Origin of the sequence: Pseudoalteromonas sp. McH1-7, from assembly GCF_013366255.1 — a bacterium.
Lineage (GTDB): Bacteria > Pseudomonadota > Gammaproteobacteria > Enterobacterales > Alteromonadaceae > Pseudoalteromonas > Pseudoalteromonas peptidolytica.
The window spans coordinates 47,867-67,257 of record NZ_JABWPQ010000018.1 but is presented as its reverse complement, the minus strand read 5'-3'; the positions used below and the strand labels follow the sequence as shown (position 1 = coordinate 67,257).

Genomic DNA, 19,391 nt, shown 5'->3' with positions numbered 1-19,391 from the left:
AAGATGTCCACTTAGTCGTGAAATAGAAGGTTTGCCAGTGCAGTTTAAAAAGATAGCGCTTTTAGTTGCCATATTGTCGGGGTTATCCGCCTGCAGTACAAGCACAAATGTCACCAAATTGCCTCAACAAAGCGAAACAGCAACCACCATCAATCAGACAGATGATAGTGCTGCCTCACTCTTTGCCAAAGCAAAAAGTAAATCTGGCATCACAAAAATTCAGCTACTTTACGTAGCCAGAGACGCTGCGATTGAAGAAAAAAACTGGCTCATGCTAGAGCAGATAAGCTTGGCAATGGGAAGCAAGGCCAGTGTCGATCACGTACAAAATAAATTATATGTAGCCTATGCTCGTAAAGAGCTGAAGCAATATGAAAGCGCCTTGACTATATTGCATACATTAGAAGGAAGGTTAAATACACCTGAACACCAAGCATGGTATGAATATCTACTCGGTAGCATTTATGCTTCACAACAACTTCCTAAAAAAGCGCTCGTTGAATTTTTCAAAGCGGCAGACATTGCTCAACAAAACAACCTTAATGTCGCAGGGCTAGACGATGAGATTTGGCGAGCCCTGCAACAGCTCTCTAGTTATGCACTAGAGCGCTTTGATTCTGGAAGCGTATTGCAACGTGGCTGGGTCACATTGGCTAAATATCAGCAAATTTATCTCGGCTCTAGCATTGAATTAGACCAGGCTATGAATAACTGGCGCCGTCGCTTTGCTAACCACCCAGCCGCAGCCTTGCTACCAAAAGATCTACAGGGTGCAGTTGCACTAGAGCCTTACGATGTAAGAAAGCTTGCGGTACTCATTCCACAATCAGGAGCAAGCGAGCGCCTTGGTACCGCGCTTAAAAATGGTTTTTTAGCAGCAACGGATAGTAGCACCATTGAAGAAGTTTTTTTTATTGATGAAATGTCGTCAGAGCAAGATATTCTGGCACAACTGGCCAAAGCGAATGCGGACTTCGTTATAGGTCCTTTGCTGAAATCTAACGTCGAAAAACTAGTTGATAATCCTGATTTCTCTCTCTACCCGACACTCTTTTTGAACGCTCGAGAGAGCGTTACCCCACGCACTAATGAGCAGTACTTTTTTGCGCTAAACCCTGAGCATGAAGTCGAGCAAGCGATGAAGCACTTTTTAGCTAAGGCATACAAAAAGCCAATGCTACTGGCACCAGCTAGTGCATCGGGCAAGCGTTTAATTGAGCATTTTGTTGAGGGCTGGAAGCACTATTCTGAAACTGCACCTGAGATTGGCTATTACACGAACAGCGAAGACATGGCTGAGGTGATCACCGACCTACTTGAAGTCGATGCCTCAAAAGCCCGTACCAACGTAATCAAAAACCTCTTTCGCAAGGAAGTAAAAAGTGAAACTCGCTCACGACGCGATATAGATGTGGTTTATATCTTAGGCGATGCGATGGAAACGCGCCTACTTAAGCCTTATTTAGATGTGAATGTAAGTACTTTTGCCAATAAAATTCCTCTGTACGCAAGTTCACGTAGTTACAGTAAACAAATTGATGTAACTGATAAAGGGGATTTAGAAGGGCTTTATTTTACTGAACAGCCTTGGATGCTACCAGGAGCGATAGATAGAAATGCCATTAGGGAGACATACCAAGCGCTTTGGCCTGAGCAAGCTGACTTGGAGCAACGCCTATTTGCCATGGCATATGATGCGACTAACCTTATATCAGAGCTGCGCCAACTTGCTTGGTTATCGGGTAAAAGCTTTGAGGGCCTGACCGGGCAGCTCAGCATCCGTGATAATGCCGACATTGTACGCAGCCTCAGCTGGGCACAATATCGCAACAAGCAGATCCGTTTAGTTAGCTTGGATGAGCAACCCCCACTGCCATTGTTTATGCAAAAAGAGGAAGCACAGAGCACCTCACTAATAAGATAGGATTTTGTATGTTTAAGGGACTATTTAATAACACACGGAATAAAGGTGAACACTTTGAGTTAATTGCGGAACAATACTTGGTAAAGCAGGGACTAACACCTGTAACGAGAAACTTTCATTGCAAGTATGGTGAAATTGACCTCATTATGAGAGAAGCGCAAGTGTTGGTGTTCGTCGAAGTTAAATACCGTGACAGTAAAAATTTTGGTGGTGCAATTAATGCACTTTCCAAAACTAAGCTTCAAAGATTAAAGCGTAGTATTTATAATTACTTGGCACAACACAATTTGCATAACACACAGCTGAGAGTCGACTTTGTTGCAATTCAAGGGGTAGCTCCTTCTGAAATAAACTGGATTAAGAATATTTTTTAGCATGCAAGAATCTATTAAGTCTATATTTACAGAATCAATTCAAGCGCAGATTGCCGCTGGGGAAGTGCTACCTAAGGCCCTGGAGATGGCAGCAATGACAATGGCGCAAAGCCTTATTAATGGCAATAAGATAATCTGCTGCGGCGCGCCAAGCAATCATATGCTAGCGCATCATTTGGCAACAATACTTAGTAACTTTTATGAAACAGAGCGCCCTTGCCTACCAGCACTCGCACTGACCAATGAACAGTATAACTTAGCAACACCCGAAAATGGCAAAGCGCGAGAGCGCTTTGCCAAACAAGTACGTGCTTTTGCACAACCAGGTGACTTACTTGTCGCATATGCCATTAATGGACAAGAAAAGGCAGTAATTGGCGCGGTTGAAGCCGCATTAACTCGAGATATGAAAGTGATAGCATTAGTCGGGGATGACGGCGGAGAATTAACAGGCCTACTTGGCCCTCAGGATGTAGAAATCCGGATCCCCAGTAAGCGACCTAGCCGGATCATTGAGTCACAACTATTTAATACTCACTGTCTCAGTGAATTAATTGATGCCATTTTATTCCCTCAGGATGAAATATGATGATGAGAATAGCTTCCTTACTTGCCGCGGTATTACTCTTGCAGGGCTGTGCTGCTGCTGTGGTAGCAGGTACTGCTGGCGCAGTATCCGCTGCCAATGACAGACGCACGATTGGTGCGCAAATTGACGACAATAATATCGAGATTAAAGGCACATTGGCGATTAAAGAGGTTAAACGTCTTGCCGATCATGCCAATATCACACTCGTTAGTGTCAATGGTGTTGTACTGATGATTGGTCAAGTAGCCAATCAAGAAATGAAAACTGAAGCCGAACGTGCATTACACAATATCGCGGGGGTCAAGCAAGTCCATAACCAGCTTAGAATAAGCACCAATATAGGCATCACCACAAAAACCCATGACACTTGGCTAACTTCTAAGGTAAAAACCAAACTATTGGCGGCTGATGAGGTCAATGGTGCAAATATTAAGGTGGTTACTGAAAACTCAGAAGTATTTTTGATGGGTTTAGTATCAAAGCAAGAAGCCAACTCAGCTGTTGAGATAGCTCGTCACATTAATGGCGTCAAACGGGTGGTTAAGGCCTTTGAATATATTTAACCTGAGCTTCGGATAATTAATGCCTTTCTAGCAGTCAATTTTAGCGCTAACTGCGTTGAACTCACTTCCAATAGCTCGCTATTGGTACGTAAATTTGCCTTGTTATCCCCAAAACTGTCTGGCTAGAGAAGCGGATAGTTTAATGTGGTCTTAAAAGCAATGAGTTAGCTCATTCCTTATCTAAATCTCAGGTTATTTAACCTGAGATTTAGATATTAGTCTTAATACTTGCTCTACTTGAAAGAGTGACCAATAACCACATGGTAAAGAGCATAAAATGCTGACATAAAAAAACCTGCATTCGCAGGTTTTTTTATTTTATTACTCTAAGATGCGAGCCTTTCTTCTTTTCTGGCTCAGGTTTAGCGTCAAGCTCTGGTGAGACTTCAGTCTCTTCTACCAACTCTAAAGCTTCATCTTCAAAGACTTCTTCTTCAGGCGTGAATACGGTGCCTTCACCATTTTCCCGTGCATAGATAGCCAATACAGCACCATTAGGCACATACACCTGCATAGGCTGTCCGCTAAAGCGCGCATTAAAGCTGATTGCATGGTTATCCATGGAAAAGTTCGTTACCGCCGACGGATTCACATTCAACACAATTTGCCCCTCTTGAACAAATTGTGCAGGAACCTGTACAGAGGGATAGTCTGCATTGACCACTAAATGTGGCGTGCATTCGTTATCTACTATCCACTCGTAAAAAGCGCGGAGCAAGTAAGGACGATTAGACGTCATTATGATCTTATCTCACGCTCAGCATCCGTTAGTGATGCTTGGAATGAATCACGCTCGAATAAACGTAACATGTACTCTTTAAGCTCTTTGCTTCCAGCGCCATTTAGTTCAATACCAAGTTGTGGTAAACGCCATAACAGTGGTGCTAAGTAGCAATCTACAAGACTAAATTCTTCACTCATAAAGTAAGGCGCTTCAGTGAAGATAGCCGCAACAGCGAGTAAAGCTTCAGTTAACTCTTTGCGAGCTTGAGCAGCATCGTCACCACCGTCACTAATCTTTTCAGCTAGTGAGTACCAATCAGTTTCAATACGATGCATCATTAGACGACTACGACCACGCATTACCGGATATACAGGCATCAGCGGAGGGTGCGGGAAGCGCTCATCTAGATATTCCATAATGATATTTGCTTGATACAAACCAAGCTCACGATCGATTAGCGTAGGTACAGTACCATACGGATTAATCTCATGTAACGCTTCCGGTAAGTTGTCCTTTTCAGCCTGATGAATATCAACACTTACACCTTTCTCAGCAAGTACGATACGTACTTGGTGACTGTACATACAGTTTGACCCAGAAAAAAGTGTCATTACAGGGCGCTTATTGGCAGCAACGGCCATGCCTACCTCCATTAAAAAACTAAAAGTAATTAAATCACTTTAAACAGCAAAAGGGGCGAACGCCCCTATTGCAAAAACTACCTTTGAATATTCAAATTAATGAACATCTCTCCAGTATTCTTTCTTCAAGAAGAATGCCAAAATGAAGAAGATAACCAAGAAGCCAATTACTTTGATACCTAGCGCTTCTGACTGTAGGCGAGATGGCTCACCAACATACGCTAAGAAATTTGTAATATCTCGAGCTGCTTGATCGTATTCATCAACACTCATCTCACCAGTACCGTCAGTCTCTACGCCAACCACTTTAGTTACTGTCTGACCATTTTCTTCCACTTCTTCAGTGATAGGTGTTGGTAAACCCTGTAACTCTTGTAATACGTGAGGCATCCCCACCAGTGGGAAAACAACATTGTTTACACCAAATGGGCGAGAATCATCTTTGTAGAATGACTTCAAGTAAGTATAGATATAGTCCGGTGACTTAACGCGAGAGATAAGCGTTAAGTCTGGAGGAGGAGCACCAAACCACTTAGCGGCGTCATCCTGATCCATTGCGTTCAATATGTGGCTACCCACTTTTGAACCATCAAAGATAAGGGTTTCTTTACCAATTTCGGTTGGAATACCAATATCTCTGAAAGTACGCTCATAACGCTGATACTGCATTTGGTGACAGCCTAAGCAGTAGTTCATAAATAGCTTAGCGCCACGCTGCAAAGATGCGTTATCAGTTAAATCATTATTTGCTTCCATCAGCGGTACTGACGGGCCAGCTGCCATCGATAGTGTTGGCAACAATGCGAATAAACCGATTACTAGCTTTTTCATCATTTCGTCAACCTCGTTGGTAGTGGCTTCGTTGTTTCATTCTTCGAGTACACGAATAGTAAAACGAAGAACATGAAATACGTCACAGTACAGATCTGCGACAAAATTGTCGAGAACGTTGTCTGCGGTGTTGCACCTGCCCAACCTAGGATTAAGAAGGTAACAACAAACTGTGCGATGTTCACTTTATGGAAACCACAGCGGTAGCGAATTGAGCGAACTGAACCACGGTCAATCCACGGTAGCAACGCTAACACTACGATCGATGCACCCATCGCCGCTACCCCTAATAATTTATCAGGAATTGCACGTAGAATCGCATAGAATGGTGTGAAATACCATACAGGGAAAATATGCTCAGGTGTCTTAAGCGGGTTCGCAGCTTCAAAGTTTGGCGCTTCAAGGAAGAAACCTTTCATCTCTGGAGCAAAGAATACAACAGCACAGAACAAAATTAAGAAACCAGCAACACCCAACACATCTTTTACTGTGTAGTAAGGGTGGAACGGAATTGCATCCACAATATCTTTCTTACTTGTGTAGTACTCGTGAAACTTGAACTTAGGCTTGTCTTCTTCAGCTACTGAACCTTTCTTGCGCTTGATCTCAACGCCATCAGGGTTGTTAGAGCCAACTTCATGCAATGCTACGATATGCAAGAATACTAAGATAACCAATACCAGAGGAAGTGCGATTACATGTAATGCAAAGAAACGGTTTAGTGTGGCACCTGAAATTACGTAGTCACCACGGATCCACTGTGTTAAATCTTCACCAATTACTGGGATAGCACCGAATAGTGAAATAATTACCTGAGCACCCCAGAATGACATCTGACCCCATGGTAATAAGTAACCCATGAAAGCTTCAGCCATTAGTGCAAGGAAAATAAACATACCAAACAACCACAGTAGTTCACGTGGTTTTTGGTAGGAACCGTAAATCATACCTCGGAACATGTGGAGATAAACCACCACAAAGAAAGCGGATGCACCGGTAGAATGTAAATAACGCAATAACCAACCGTATTCAACATCACGCATGATGTATTCAACAGACGCGAACGCACCTTCGGCTGAAGGTACGTAGCTCATGGTTAGCCAGATACCAGTAACAATCTGGTTTACTAGTACTAGAATGGCAAGCGAGCCAAACAAGTACCAAAAGTTAAAGTTTTTTGGTGCTGGGTACTGTGCGATGTGCATATTCCAGACGCGAGTCATAGGAATACGATCGTCAATCCAATCAACAACTTTACCAACAACACCCGTATTTGCAGCTTTATCTACTTGACCAGACATTATGCAACCCCTTCTTCTTCACCTACCAAAATGGTAGTGTCGTCAATAAAGGTATACGGAGGGATTTCTAAGTTTAGAGGTGCAGGTACGTTTTGGAATACGCGCCCTGCCATATCAAATCTTGAACCATGACATGGACAGAAGAAGCCACTATCAGTACCTTCAACTAACTCACCAAAACTACCATTTAAGAAGGTTGGTGAACATCCCAAGTGAGTACAAATCCCAACCGCAACGAAGATTTCAGGTCGCTTAGAACGATACCCGTTCTGAGCTGATGCCAACTGTTGTGGCTCTTCTGAGTTAGGATCACGAAGATTACCTTCGTGTTGCTTCATTTGTTCTAGCATTTTTGGTGTACGATTAACAATCCAAACTGGTTTGCCTCGCCACTCAACACGAATAAGTTGTCCAGACTCAAGCTTGCTGATATCTACTTCTACAGGCGCACCTGCAGATTTAGCTCGCTCACTTGGATTCCAGGACGCAATAAAAGGAACAGCAGCTCCAACCGCACCAACGCCACCTACAACAGAGGTAGCGATAGTTAAAAAGCGACGTCGGCTGTTGTCTACAGGCGCATTGCTCATCCACTTATCTCCACTTGATTCCCAACACTTGCTATATTGAGAACATCAGTTACAGCAGGTTAATTTAAGAAATTACAAAATAGACGCGATCATAAATAAATACCTTGATTAAAACAAGGTTATTCCAGATCCATGCCCGAATAAACCGGAAGAAAGTCATCTATGATTACTTCGAGCATGGAACCGCGTATTTATAATATCGCATCTGACACAACAATATACTGACTAAGATCAACCCCCGACTAAGGATACGCACCAAATCGCATGACTGGATCTCAGGTCTTTCTACTTGCTCCGCCAATTGTAGCAAAAAAAACCGTCAAGTTACCGTTCGATTTGCACTAATTATTATATTTATTGAACTTTTTTAATCTGACACGATATTTTTAGGCAAAATTAAGCGGAATTTTGTAACAGTGCTCACTTTGATGTGAGTATTGAGAGCATAGAAAACAAAAAACCCAGCATAAGCTGGGTTTTTGAATTCTTGAAACGTAATAAATTAACGCTTTGAGAACTGTGTCTTCTTACGTGCTTTCTTAAGACCAACTTTCTTACGCTCAACTTTACGAGCATCACGAGTAACAAAGCCAGCTTTACGTAGAGTTGGACGTAGAGACTCGTCAAACTCCATTAGTGCACGTGTGATACCGTGACGGATAGCACCTGCTTGACCAGTTGTACCACCACCTGCAACAGTGATGTATAAGTCAAACTTTTCTGTCATTTCAACTAACTCTAGAGGCTGACGAACAACCATGCGAGAAGTTTCACGACCGAAGAACTCTTCTAAAGAGCGCTTATTGATTACGATGTTGCCAGTGCCTGGGCGTAGGAATACGCGAGCACTTGAACTTTTACGACGACCTGTACCGTAGTATTGATTTGCCATGATAGTGCTCCTTAAATGTCTAGAACCTGAGGCTGCTGTGCAGCGTGGTTGTGCTCGTTACCAGCGTAAACTTTAAGTTTACGGAACATTTCACGACCTAGAGGACCGCGAGGTAACATGCCTTTAACCGCTTTCTCGATGATCATTTCAGGCTTTTTAGCTTGAAGTTTCTCAAAGTTGATAGACTTAAGGCCACCTGGGTAACCAGAGTGAGCATAGTACATTTTGTCCTGAGTTTTGTTACCAGTTACAGTAACTTTCTCAGCGTTGATTACGATGATGTAGTCACCAGTATCAACATGTGGAGTGTACTCAGCTTTATGCTTACCGCGAAGGCGACGAGCGATTTCAGTAGCGATGCGACCTAAAGTTTTACCTTCAGCGTCAACTACGTACCAGTCACGTTTTACAGTTTCTGGTTTAGCAACAAACGTTTTCATTATAAAAATCCAAAGTTTTCAATTTTAAAACCACAGGCAGTCCTTGGACTACCGCTCTACTTGTATTTGCTTTAACCCCTTCGAGTTGAAGACTTTTTTGCCGCTCAAGTCAGTGGCTAAGCCGACGAGGGCAATAGAACGCAACGTGGCAGGCCGCGGATTATAGCAAGCCTTCTGGGTGAAAACCAGCGCTTGATGTTTTTTTCTACAAGAAAATCTCAAGAATTTTGAAAAAAATCAAAAAGACGAAAAATCCGTCAGTGCGACGTTGCGGGTATGCTGCAAGCTGCGTTTACAGTGCCTTTCAACTGACACCCCACACAGCGCTGCAACATAAAAAATGCACACCTTAAGCTAAGTGTTCTCTCGCAAGGTACTCATGCGACTGCATCTCTTGCAATCGACTAACACAGCGTTTGAATTCAAATGTGAGTGTACCCTCGCTGTATAACTCTGTGATCGGTGCAGCAGCAGAGATAATAAGCGTCACATTGCGCTCATAAAACTCATCGACTAAAGCAATAAAACGCCGCGCTGCATCATCGTTTTGCTGCCCCATTTGCTTCACATTAGACAAAATCACTGTGTTGTATAAGCGGCTGATTTCCATATAGTCAACTTGGGAGCGCGCCGTTTCGCAGAGTGCCGAAAAGTCAAACATCACGATACAATCTGAGACCATACGAGTTTGGATCATTCGCCCTTCAATTTCTATCGCTTGGTTTTCTTGGCCCGGTTCAGGTGATAATTTACTGAAATACTCGAATAAATTTTTATCTGCTTGCGCATCTAACGGGCTGTGGAATATTTCAGCTTGCTCCAAAGTACGCAATCGATAATCAATACCAGAATCTACGTTAACGACTTCAGTGTTTGCCTTTACCAAAGCAATTGCAGGTAAGAATCGTGCTCGTTGCAGTCCATTTCGATATAACTCATCGGGAATGATATTAGAAGTCGCAACCAATACAATGCCTCGCTCGAACAAGGCTTCCATCAAACCACCTAACAACATAGCGTCTGTTATATCTTGAACAAAAAACTCATCGAAACAGATTATGTCGGTTTCTGACTTAAAAGTATCAGCGATACTTTCAAGTGGGTTTTTAACATCTTTGAGCTTTTTTAACTCGTTGTGTACACGATGCATAAAACGGTGGAAGTGCACGCGCATCTTACGCTCTGTTGGCAATGCGTCATAAAAAGTATCGACAAGGTATGTTTTGCCTCGCCCAACGCCTCCCCAAAAGTACAAGCCCTTCACTTTTGGTTGCTCAGCCTTGCCAAACAGGCGCGAGAAGAAACTCTGCTTGACCACTGGCTGATTGATAAGATCATCGTATAAGCGCTGTAAATGCTTTACCGCATTTTCCTGTGCACTGTCATATTGAAAATCATCACGTTGTAGATCTTGCTGATATTTTTCCCAAGGCGTCATCGACTTAAATATTTTTTACGATTTGTTTGTGGGTTATATTAACACGACTGCATTCACAGCGTATATTTAACTCTATCAGAGTTTTTATTTTTATTTGCCTTAGGGCATACAGGGAGAAACCTATGACTACCGTTACTTGGCTTGGATTACTGATCATTGTTGCCGTGGCTGCATTTTTTCTTGGTGGTTTTGTCACTAAGAAGCAATTCAAGCATGACGAGTTAGAAGTACAAGCACAGCAAGCAAAACATGATTTAGAGCAATATCGACAGGATGTTTCTGACCACTTAGCTAGCACTAAAAAGCTAGTGAACAGAATGCAAGACAGTTACCAACAACTGCTGACTCATGTTGAAGAGACCAATCAGCTACTAACGCAAGAACGCCCTTCTCATCCTGCTGATCCATTTTTCTCAAAGGAAACTACTGAGCAATTACAAGCTTCTCTTCAAGCTCGTCCAGAAAGACGACGTAAGCAAGATCCGAGCTTTGAAGTACCTCCTAGTGACTACGCAGAGGGCGAAACTGGGTTGTTTTCTGGTCAAAAAAAAGAAAGTGAGCAAATTAAAGCCTCTTGATGAAACTTTTTGTAGACCCCATAGTCTTTAAAAGAAGTTATTGATTCTAGGGGCTAGTTAGCAGCCCCTTACGAACTATATAAACGCTAATAGCGGAGTACTTCACGACTATGAAATTTAATTTATCTTTGTTATCGGCCGCTTTACTTTCTTCAAGCCTGTTGTTAATACCACAACAGAGCGTGGCCAAACTTCCTGTTGCCGTTGATGGTCAACAATTACCGACACTTGCACCTATGTTAGAAAAGGTAACGCCGGGTGTTGTTAGTATTCAAGTAAAAGGTGCAAAAGAGGTGCGCCGCCGTGTTGACCCATTTGACTTTTTCTTCGGTCAACCCCAACCTCGCAGCCAAAAGCGACCTTTCAGTGGATTAGGTTCGGGTGTCATCATTGACGCAAATAAAGGATACGTGGTTACTAATAACCATGTAATTGATGATGCCGACGAAATGCTGGTAACTTTAAAAGATGGCAGAGAATTTGAAGCAAAGCTCATTGGTAGCGATGCAGAATCTGATATCGCGTTGTTGCAGATCGATGGTGAAGACCTTACAGAAGTTAAGTTGGCGGACTCAGACAGATTAAGAGTGGGCGACTTTTCGGTAGCAATAGGTAACCCATTTGGCTTAAGCCACACAGTAACCTCAGGTATCATCAGCGCACTTGGTCGAAGTGGCTTGAATATAGAAGGCTATGAAGACTTTATTCAAACCGACGCTGCTATCAACCAAGGTAACTCTGGGGGAGCGCTTGTTAACCTCAATGGCGAGCTAATTGGTATTAATACCGCTATTCTTGGTGCATCCGGTGGGAACGTAGGTATTGGCTTTGCTATCCCATCAAATATGATGAAAAGCCTAGTCGATCAAATCATTGAATACGGTGAAGTGCGTCGCGGCTCTTTAGGGATCCATGGTCGTACTCTTGATGCAGGTCTTGCTAAAGCACAAGGCTTTGATGTTAAGCGCGGTGCTTACGTAATGCGCGTTGTTGAAGATTCAGCTGCAGATAAAGCAGGACTAAAAGCCAATGATGTAATTGTCAGCCTCAATGGTGATGAAGTCGAAAGCATGGCAGAGCTTGCTAGCAAGGTTGCCACTTTAGGTGAAGGCCGAGAAGTCAGGCTGGGCGTTTATCGAGATGGCAGAACCAAATTTATTGACGTAGAACTTGGCGGCAAACAAGAAGAGCAAGCCAATGCTGAAGATGTGCATCCAAACCTTCGTGGTGCCGTGCTTGAAAGTGGCGAGCGTGATGGTAATGAAGGAGTCGTAATTACTTCAGTTGAACCTCGCTCTCCTGCGGCTCGCGTCGGTCTCGAAGAAGGTGATGTGATCATGCAAGTGAACCGCAAGCGTGTCACCAGTGTCAAAGAGATGTCCAAACTAATTGATGGGATCAGAGGCAATATTGTACTTGGGATCAAACGCGGTCGTGAAACTGTATTCTACCTAATTCAGTAACACTTTGACCCAATATTAAAAAATGAAACACAGCGAAGCTTGTCGCTGTGTTTTTTTTTGTGTCATTATTAGTAATATTAAATAACGATAAATATAAACACGCGTGTTCAAATTAATTAAATTCATTTTTCCACCTCTACTAGCTGGACTTGGGATAGCGTTCATCATCATTTGGTTTAACCCTGAACTCAGGGCAAATCTACCAACACTTGAAGCGCCCCGTATTAAATCTCAGCATATGAGCTTTGCCGATGCTGTTGAAAAAACGGCTCCTGCTGTGGTAACGATTTTTTCTGAGGGGTTTAGTACGCAGCCAAGGTATCAACGCCAAAGCACGGTTCGAGAGCTCGGCTCAGGTGTTATTATGAGTCGTGACGGCTATATTCTCACTAACTACCACGTAGTGAATAATGCCGATCAGATAATTGTATTGCTTCCAGATGGCCGCCAATACAGTGATACTCAACTTATTGGTTTTGACACCATTACGGATTTAGCGCTACTGAAAATTCCTGGTGAAAACCTTCCCGTTATTCCAATCGACCCGAGCTATCAACCGCGGGTCGGGGATGTCGTGCTTGCCATTGGTAACCCGCTCAATATAGGACAAACGATTACACAAGGGATTATTAGTGCGACCGGCAAACAAACGCTGACAGAGAGCCAGTTTAATAGTTTGCTGCAAATGGATGCTGCCATCAATGTTGGTAATTCAGGAGGAGCGGTCGTCAACTCAAACGGCGCACTTGTTGGGATTACTTCAGCGCAGTTTCGTACCCGCCTCAATATTGACATTCAAGGCATATCTTTTGCAATCCCTTTTGATCTCGCCATGGATGTAATGCATAAACTCATCATGGACGGTAGAGTTATCCGAGGTTATCTAGGGTTTAGGGGTACACCTGTTGATAGCACAGGAAAAAGCGTCACCGACCTTTACACACCAATCATCGGCCTAGCCGTCAGTGAATTAGATCCATTGGGACCTGCTTGGCAAGCTGGTATGAAAGAGCATGATATTGTGGTGAAAGTCGGTGGGGAGTCTGTCACTAACCCACAAAGAACGTTGAAGCGAATAGGTAACACAGCCCCAGGCACAGAGCTCGAGTTTGAAGTGCTAAGAGCAGGTCAGCGCCTTACTATTACAGTTGAAGTCGCAGAGCTAGAAACGGGACTATATTGACCTGAACTCAGGTTATATTAAGCAAAAAGCGTCCAAGTGGACGCTTTTACTCAGACGATTAAGTTCAAGTTTTACGGCGCTTTATATTAGCTCCTAACCGACTCAATTTATCTTCTATCTTTTGATACCCTCTATCAACATGATAGATACGGTCAACAATAGTCTCACCTGTAGCGACGATCCCTGTGAGGATCAAACTTGCTGATGCACGTAAGTCCGTTGCCATTACTTGTGCACCAGACAAAGAAGCAGTATCGCCACAAATCGCTGTGTTCCCTTCTAAGCGAATATTCGCTCCCATACGCTGCAATTCTGGCACATGCATAAAGCGATTTTCAAAGATGGTTTCTGTAATTGTTGCGCTCCCTTCTGCTACTACGTTTAGTGCAGTAAACTGAGCTTGCATGTCTGTTGGAAACCCTGGATGTGGCATAGTCTTAATATTTACCGCTTTCAACGCGCGCTGACGCATGTCCACATAGATACTATCATCATTGACTTCAACGATAGCATTGGCAGCTCGAAGCTTTTCAAGAACGGGTTCAAGACTATGATAATCCGTGTTTTTACAAAGCACCTCGCCCTTTGCCATCGCCGCTGCAACAAGGAAAGTCCCCGTTTCAATGCGATCTGGAAGGATCTTATGCTCACACCCGCTGAGATGTTCTACACCTTCGACTTCAATTCGGCTAGAACCTGCACCACTTATTTTTGCTCCCATAGCAACCAAGCACTGGGCTAAATTGATGATTTCAGGTTCTCTGGCAGCATTTTCTAATACGGTTTTACCATCAGCAAGTGTGGCAGCCATCAGCAAGTTTTCGGTCGCACCAACACTGACCGTTTCCATGAAGATCTCTGCACCACGCAATCGCCCTTCTGTCGTTGCATGAATATAACCATTCTCAACTTTGATGGTTGCACCCATTTTCTCTAGGCCTGAAATATGTAGATCAACAGGACGAGCACCAATAGCACAACCACCGGGTAACGATACCTGTGCATTACCAAATCTAGCCACCAAAGGACCGAGCGCCAATACCGATGCGCGCATCTGCTTCACCAGATCATAAGGAGCAAGCACATTGTTTACCGTCGCGCCGTTGATTTCAAGCGTGTCGCCATCCCACTCCACTTCGGCACCTAGAGTCTTTAGTAATGCTTCTGTCGTACCGATATCACGTAAGTGCGGTACATTAGAAAAACGGCTTTTACCTTCGCCTAATAGCGCAGCAAATAGGATAGGAAGGGCTGCATTTTTAGCCCCAGAAATAGTGACTTCACCGGCAAGAGTGGTGCCACCTTGGATAACAAACTGATCCATTGCGGCACCCCGTTATTGTGGAAGAATAAATTTACGCTCTTTTTGCCACTCATCAGGCGTGAATGCGCGAATGCTCACCGCATGGATAGTCCCATCTTTGATGGTATCCATTAGTGGTCCATAAATTAACTGTTCCCTTTTTAGCCTTCTTAATCCGTCAAAACACGTTCCAACAGCAATGACTTCGTAGTGACTACCGTTTGCTTTTACGATAATTTCGTCAAGCGATAGCGCATCTTTTAATAAAGTTTCGACTTGATTTGTTTCCATTAGACTCACTCAAATAGGGTTGTCACCTGCCCCAACTCCATTAAATTTTGCAGTTGCTCAGGTGTATTTCTCAGCTCGAGACGAATGTCGCGCTGCTTTAATTGACCTAAAGAGTGAATTAACCAAGCTAAGCCCGCGGTGTCAACCCTTGAGACCTTAGAAAGGTCAAAATAGACGGTTGATTGTGCATTTTTCAGCAATTGAACGATAGCCGACTGTTTCAGTGCGCTTGGTAAACTCGCTCTTGTTAGTTCACCAGTTAACACGATTTCACCTTTACTTTCGGTGAATGAAATTTTAGGCGTCACCATCATCCCCTCTAAATTGCACAGGAAGCTTGCTCTTTTTGTCCAACAACTGGATCACATGTTCAATACCTTGTTGGCGCAAGATACCATGCAACTCACTTTGTTTGGCATCTAATAGGCTGATCCCTTCTGCCATCATATCAAAGGCACGCCAATCATTGTCTTTACCGCGCCTGACTTTAAAATCAATTTTAATATCCGGTTTACCAGCCTCAACTATTTTTGTTTTTACAATAGCAATATCTTCTTTATCAAATGGCCGATGTTCACCGAATTCTACTTTTTGATCTTTATACTGAGTAAACACACCTGCATACGTTGCTACCAGATAGCTTTTAAACACCTCAATAAAGGTTTTAATATGCTCAACTGCAGCTGCTTTTTCCTGTTTATCTTCAATGTTACGTACTGTTTGAATGTAGGATCCCAAAACGCGATATGCGGCATATTTGTAATCGATGTAAGGCAAAAGCTCTTCTTCGACGATAACACGTAGGTGCTCTTTATCCTTTTCGATAATGCTCTGCTCTTTTGTTACACGCTGAAAAGTTTGTGCTGCAACTTGCTCAACCATTTTATATGGATCGCTTGAGTCCACTTCTTTTGCCTGCAATGACATCGTAACCATAATGGCAACCAGCCAAATCAGGCATTTGGTATAAAGATTCATTAACATATTTACTCGCTCCCTTGATTAAATAGGAACTGACCAATCAACTCTTCTAATACAAGCGCAGACTTTGTGTCTGTGATCATATCGCCGTCTTTAAGCGCTTTTGTTTCCACCCCGAAGAGAGACTCAAGATCAACACTATCTTCGCTCGTCACTTCTTGACCTAAACACTTTTGCTTAGCTGACTCAGCGGCAATTACTGGAGAAATACCAAGATATTGCTCACCTAAAATGCCCGACGTTAATATAGAAACTGATGAAGTATCAGAAAACTGACATTCATAGTTTTTGTCGATACTCATCGAAACCACAGGTACAAATTCCTGCGGGTGTATCTGAATGCCATCAACACGGCCAATAACAACTCCGCCCACTTTGATTGGTGCACGTGTTTTCAGTGAACCGATATTCTCAAACTTAGCTTGCAGCATGTAGGTTTCACCATTACCACTCAAGCCTGAGTTTGCCACTTTGAGCGCTAACATGATAAATGCAGCGACACCCAACGCTACAAATAGCCCAACTAAAATTTCAATTTTCCGTGTATTCATTTTTTAAAACCTTTTAACTTGAGAACATAACCGCTGTTAATACAAAGTCGAAGCCAAGTACAGCCAGTGAAGAGTGTACTACTGTCTCTGTCGTCGCCTTACTTATCCCTTCAGATGTAGGGACACAGTCATAGCCTTTATACAACGCGATCCAAGTCACCAATAGTGCAAATACGAAGCTCTTAATAAGACCGTTTAAAATATCTTTTTGGAACGATACCTGTGATTGCATGATAGACCAGAAGCTACCAGAATCGACTCCTAACCAATCCACCCCAACCAAATGTGCACCTAAGATAGCGATTGCTGAAAATATCAACGCAAGCAGTGGCATACTGATAAAGCCTGCCCAAAATCGTGGTGCAATAACGCGCTTTAATGGGTCAATAGCCATCATCTCTAAACTAGATAATTGCTCAGTTGCTTTCATTAAACCAATTTCAGCAGTCAGTGCACTACCCGCACGCCCAGCAAATAACAGCGCCGTAACAACGGGACCTAATTCTCTTAGTAGACTCAACGCCACCAACGGCCCAAGGCTATCCTCAGCGCCATATCCTACTAATACGGTATAGCCTTGTAGCGCTAAAACCATACCAATAAATAACCCCGAGACCATAATAATCAACAGTGACTGATGACCTACCATGTAGAGTTGTTTGATTAATAGCGGTGTGCCTTTGCGAAAGTTAGGTAAACTAAATAACGCCCCAAATAGCATATTGGTTGCACGACCAAGAGCAGCAAAGCGACTTAGTGTTTTATGACCTATTTTTTGTAGAAAATCGACCAACTCTACTCTCCTTGCAACAGTGCTTGTTGATAATCAGGGGCATTGAAGTGAAATGGTACAGGGCCATCGGCAAGCCCTTGTAAAAACTGCTGCACTAGCGCTGAGTCATGCTTTAGCATTTGCTCAGGCGTCCCTTCACCTATCACGCCTTGCTCAGCGATAATGACAACATGATCCGCGATACTCAGTACCTCTGTCACATCATGGGTTACGATTAAGGATGATAGACCTAACACTTCATTTAGTGACTTAATTAAACGTACCAACACCCCCATCGAAATGGGGTCTTGCCCAGCGAATGGCTCATCATACATGATAAGTTCGGGGTCAAGCGCTATCGCACGCGCTAGAGCAGCGCGCCTCGCCATGCCGCCAGAAAGCTCTGCAGGCATTAAATCCTTTGCACCACGAAGTCCTACTGCTTGCAGCTTCATCAATACTACTAACTGAATGAGCTCTTCTGACAATTCCGTGTGTTCGCGCAAAGGAAAAGCGACATTGTCAAAGACACTCATGTCTGTGAACAACGCACCGCTTTGAAACAACATGCTCATGCGAGTTCTTGCTTGATATAATTCACTACGGGACATACTTGGGATACTGTTTCCAGCAAAAAGAATATCACCACTATTAGGTTTTAACTGGCCACCGATCAATCGCAGCATAGTCGTTTTACCTATGCCACTTGGCCCCATTATTGCGGTGATTTTGCCTTCTGGTACGGAAAAGCTCATGTTTTTGTAGATGATCCTTTCACCCCTGGAAAAGGTTACATCCTTGATTTCTACAATTGATTGCGACAAGTCGCTCTCCAGATCAAGACTATATTCATCGGAGTATGATACTTTTTTTTCAAACAAGATGGAAAATCGTTTTGGTAAAATTTTGTAAGTCGTTAAATGTGACGGTTTGCTTATACTTTCCAAGGCGCATTTGGTAGTATCTAACGAAATTTTAATCCTATTGGCTAGAGGTTCATGGTTTTATCGTTTGTTATTCTCATTCTTGGCTTTATTGCACTGGTTTGGAGTGCCGACCGCTTCGTTTTTGGCGCAGCAGCTTTAGCTCGAAACTTTGGTGTACCAACATTAATTGTTGGCTTAACCATTGTCGCCATGGGCTCTTCAGCCCCCGAAATGATGGTTGCTGCACAGGCCGCTCTTGCAGATAAAACAGACACAGCCGTTGGTAACGCCGTAGGTTCTAACATTGCCAATATATTATTAGTCCTTGGGATCACCGCCTTACTCCGGCCACTTTCGGTTGGCTCAGGAATTTTACGTCGAGAAATGCCACTTCTTATCATTGTTTCCTTGGGAGCTTGGTATATTGTCAGTGACAATAACTTCAGTTTTGTTGAAGGTATATTACTGCTTATTGGCTTCACAGCATTTCTCCTTACCTTAATTATCATTACCAAACGCAGCGGCAACAGCAATGACGATCCTTTCGTTAGTGAAGCGTGTGAAGAGGTGCCGGATAATGTCCCCACACAAAAAGCTATTTTTTGGCTTGTTGTTGGTATGATTTTGCTCCCCGTTAGCGCCGATTATCTGGTGGGTGCAGCTGTTGATATTGCAAAGTACTTTGGGATGAGCGACTTATTGATTGGGTTAACTATCATCGCGGTAGGAACCAGTTTACCTGAACTCGCAGCCTGTGTAGCTGGCGTATTAAAAAATGAAGACGATTTAGCGCTAGGTAATATCATTGGTTCGAATATTTTTAATATCCTTGCGGTACTGTCTATTGCGGGGATCATCAATCCCTCCGTATTAGATACCAATATCGCGGCTCGTGATATATTTATTATGCTTGGTGCAACACTATTGCTACTTATTATGAGCTTAAGCATTACTGGTAAACGTCGTATCAACCGCTTTGAAGGTGGTTTGTTACTCGCCTGCTTTATCGGATATATTTACTACATCATTTAAGGAA

The 19,391-nt window shown here is 43.2% G+C and carries 23 protein-coding genes; 8 read left to right on the top strand and 15 right to left on the bottom strand.

Features of this window, described 5'->3' with window-relative positions:
• Positions 1-37 precede the first annotated feature (37 nt).
• The 4 genes from HUZ36_RS13675 to dolP are packed head-to-tail and all read left to right on the top strand — an operon-like array spanning position 38 to position 3,450.
• Entirely contained in the window at positions 38-1,924 is a 1,887-nt protein-coding gene (locus HUZ36_RS13675) for a penicillin-binding protein activator (RefSeq protein WP_176033144.1), read from the top strand.
• An 8-nt stretch (positions 1,925-1,932) separates the two neighbouring features.
• Positions 1,933-2,298 carry a YraN family protein gene (locus tag HUZ36_RS13670; RefSeq protein WP_125251155.1) on the top strand — a complete coding sequence of 122 codons (366 nt, stop codon included), beginning with the start codon at positions 1,933-1,935 and terminating at the stop codon, positions 2,296-2,298.
• Position 2,299: 1 nt separating this feature from the next.
• A complete protein-coding gene (locus tag HUZ36_RS13665; protein WP_176033143.1) occupies positions 2,300-2,887 on the top strand; it encodes an SIS domain-containing protein in 588 nt (195 codons plus the stop codon).
• Positions 2,884-3,450: a division/outer membrane stress-associated lipid-binding lipoprotein gene (gene dolP, locus HUZ36_RS13660; RefSeq protein ID WP_125251157.1), complete on the top strand. Its 567-nt coding sequence runs from the start codon at positions 2,884-2,886 to the stop codon at positions 3,448-3,450. Before HUZ36_RS13665 ends, dolP begins: the two co-directional genes overlap by 4 nt.
• A gap of 313 nt (positions 3,451-3,763) precedes the next feature.
• On the opposite strand, the gene HUZ36_RS13655 is transcribed toward dolP, so the two are convergent.
• From HUZ36_RS13655 to zapE, 8 genes are all read right to left on the bottom strand, one after another.
• Entirely contained in the window at positions 3,764-4,189 is a 426-nt protein-coding gene (locus tag HUZ36_RS13655; protein WP_125251158.1) for a ClpXP protease specificity-enhancing factor, read from the bottom strand.
• On the bottom strand, positions 4,189-4,815 hold the full coding sequence (sspA, locus tag HUZ36_RS13650) for a stringent starvation protein SspA (RefSeq protein WP_125251159.1): 627 nt from the start codon (positions 4,813-4,815) through the stop codon (positions 4,189-4,191). The genes HUZ36_RS13655 and sspA overlap by 1 nt, the downstream gene beginning before the upstream one ends.
• Positions 4,816-4,911: 96 nt before the next feature.
• Positions 4,912-5,649: a cytochrome c1 gene (locus tag HUZ36_RS13645; RefSeq protein ID WP_125251160.1), complete on the bottom strand. Its 738-nt coding sequence runs from the start codon at positions 5,647-5,649 to the stop codon at positions 4,912-4,914.
• Positions 5,646-6,947 carry a cytochrome b gene (locus tag HUZ36_RS13640; RefSeq protein WP_125251161.1) on the bottom strand — a complete coding sequence of 434 codons (1,302 nt, stop codon included), beginning with the start codon at positions 6,945-6,947 and terminating at the stop codon, positions 5,646-5,648. The genes HUZ36_RS13645 and HUZ36_RS13640 overlap by 4 nt, the downstream gene beginning before the upstream one ends.
• Positions 6,947-7,537 (bottom strand): ubiquinol-cytochrome c reductase iron-sulfur subunit, encoded by a 591-nt coding sequence (gene petA / locus HUZ36_RS13635; protein WP_125251162.1) that lies wholly within the window; start codon positions 7,535-7,537, stop codon positions 6,947-6,949. Before petA ends, HUZ36_RS13640 begins: the two co-directional genes overlap by 1 nt.
• A 502-nt stretch (positions 7,538-8,039) precedes the next feature.
• The gene (gene rpsI, locus HUZ36_RS13630) at positions 8,040-8,432 is read right to left on the bottom strand and encodes a 30S ribosomal protein S9 (protein WP_161568695.1); all 393 of its coding nucleotides are present in this window, start codon (positions 8,430-8,432) and stop codon (positions 8,040-8,042) included.
• 8 nt (positions 8,433-8,440) lie between these two features.
• Positions 8,441-8,869, bottom strand: a complete 429-nt coding sequence (gene rplM, locus HUZ36_RS13625; protein ID WP_010376694.1) for a 50S ribosomal protein L13 — start codon at positions 8,867-8,869, stop codon at positions 8,441-8,443.
• Between the two features lie 349 nt (positions 8,870-9,218).
• Entirely contained in the window at positions 9,219-10,307 is a 1,089-nt protein-coding gene (gene zapE, locus HUZ36_RS13620; RefSeq protein WP_128731596.1) for a cell division protein ZapE, read from the bottom strand.
• A 122-nt stretch (positions 10,308-10,429) separates the two neighbouring features.
• Here zapE and HUZ36_RS13615 point away from each other — a divergent pair, with 122 nt between their 5' ends.
• From HUZ36_RS13615 to HUZ36_RS13605, 3 genes are all read left to right on the top strand, one after another.
• Positions 10,430-10,885, top strand: a complete 456-nt coding sequence (locus HUZ36_RS13615; RefSeq protein WP_125251164.1) for a YhcB family protein — start codon at positions 10,430-10,432, stop codon at positions 10,883-10,885.
• A gap of 110 nt (positions 10,886-10,995) precedes the next feature.
• Complete coding sequence (locus tag HUZ36_RS13610; protein ID WP_176033142.1) at positions 10,996-12,348, top strand: DegQ family serine endoprotease; 1,353 nt, start codon at positions 10,996-10,998, stop codon at positions 12,346-12,348.
• A gap of 103 nt (positions 12,349-12,451) precedes the next feature.
• Positions 12,452-13,531, top strand: coding sequence for a trypsin-like peptidase domain-containing protein (locus HUZ36_RS13605; RefSeq protein WP_176033141.1), 1,080 nt, complete (start codon positions 12,452-12,454; stop codon positions 13,529-13,531).
• A 64-nt stretch (positions 13,532-13,595) separates the two neighbouring features.
• Here the strand turns inward: HUZ36_RS13605 and murA are convergent, their stop codons facing one another.
• Genes murA through HUZ36_RS13570 form a run of 7 tightly spaced genes read right to left on the bottom strand, consistent with a single transcriptional unit; the run spans position 13,596 to position 18,253 of the window.
• Positions 13,596-14,855 (bottom strand): UDP-N-acetylglucosamine 1-carboxyvinyltransferase, encoded by a 1,260-nt coding sequence (gene murA / locus HUZ36_RS13600; protein ID WP_125251167.1) that lies wholly within the window; start codon positions 14,853-14,855, stop codon positions 13,596-13,598.
• 12 nt (positions 14,856-14,867) lie between these two features.
• Positions 14,868-15,125 (bottom strand): BolA family protein, encoded by a 258-nt coding sequence (locus HUZ36_RS13595; protein WP_099643171.1) that lies wholly within the window; start codon positions 15,123-15,125, stop codon positions 14,868-14,870.
• Between the two features lie 5 nt (positions 15,126-15,130).
• Complete coding sequence (locus HUZ36_RS13590; protein WP_125251212.1) at positions 15,131-15,436, bottom strand: STAS domain-containing protein; 306 nt, start codon at positions 15,434-15,436, stop codon at positions 15,131-15,133.
• Positions 15,423-16,109, bottom strand: a complete 687-nt coding sequence (locus HUZ36_RS13585; protein ID WP_125251168.1) for an MlaC/ttg2D family ABC transporter substrate-binding protein — start codon at positions 16,107-16,109, stop codon at positions 15,423-15,425. Before HUZ36_RS13585 ends, HUZ36_RS13590 begins: the two co-directional genes overlap by 14 nt.
• 2 nt (positions 16,110-16,111) lie before the next feature.
• Positions 16,112-16,657 carry an outer membrane lipid asymmetry maintenance protein MlaD gene (mlaD, locus tag HUZ36_RS13580; RefSeq protein ID WP_125251169.1) on the bottom strand — a complete coding sequence of 182 codons (546 nt, stop codon included), beginning with the start codon at positions 16,655-16,657 and terminating at the stop codon, positions 16,112-16,114.
• Between the two features lie 13 nt (positions 16,658-16,670).
• On the bottom strand, positions 16,671-17,450 hold the full coding sequence (gene mlaE, locus HUZ36_RS13575) for a lipid asymmetry maintenance ABC transporter permease subunit MlaE (protein WP_128730851.1): 780 nt from the start codon (positions 17,448-17,450) through the stop codon (positions 16,671-16,673).
• Positions 17,451-17,452: 2 nt separating this feature from the next.
• Positions 17,453-18,253 carry an ATP-binding cassette domain-containing protein gene (locus HUZ36_RS13570; protein WP_176033140.1) on the bottom strand — a complete coding sequence of 267 codons (801 nt, stop codon included), beginning with the start codon at positions 18,251-18,253 and terminating at the stop codon, positions 17,453-17,455.
• A gap of 174 nt (positions 18,254-18,427) precedes the next feature.
• Here HUZ36_RS13570 and HUZ36_RS13565 point away from each other — a divergent pair, with 174 nt between their 5' ends.
• Positions 18,428-19,387, top strand: coding sequence for a calcium/sodium antiporter (locus tag HUZ36_RS13565; RefSeq protein WP_176033139.1), 960 nt, complete (start codon positions 18,428-18,430; stop codon positions 19,385-19,387).
• The last annotated feature ends 4 nt before the right edge of the window (positions 19,388-19,391 follow it).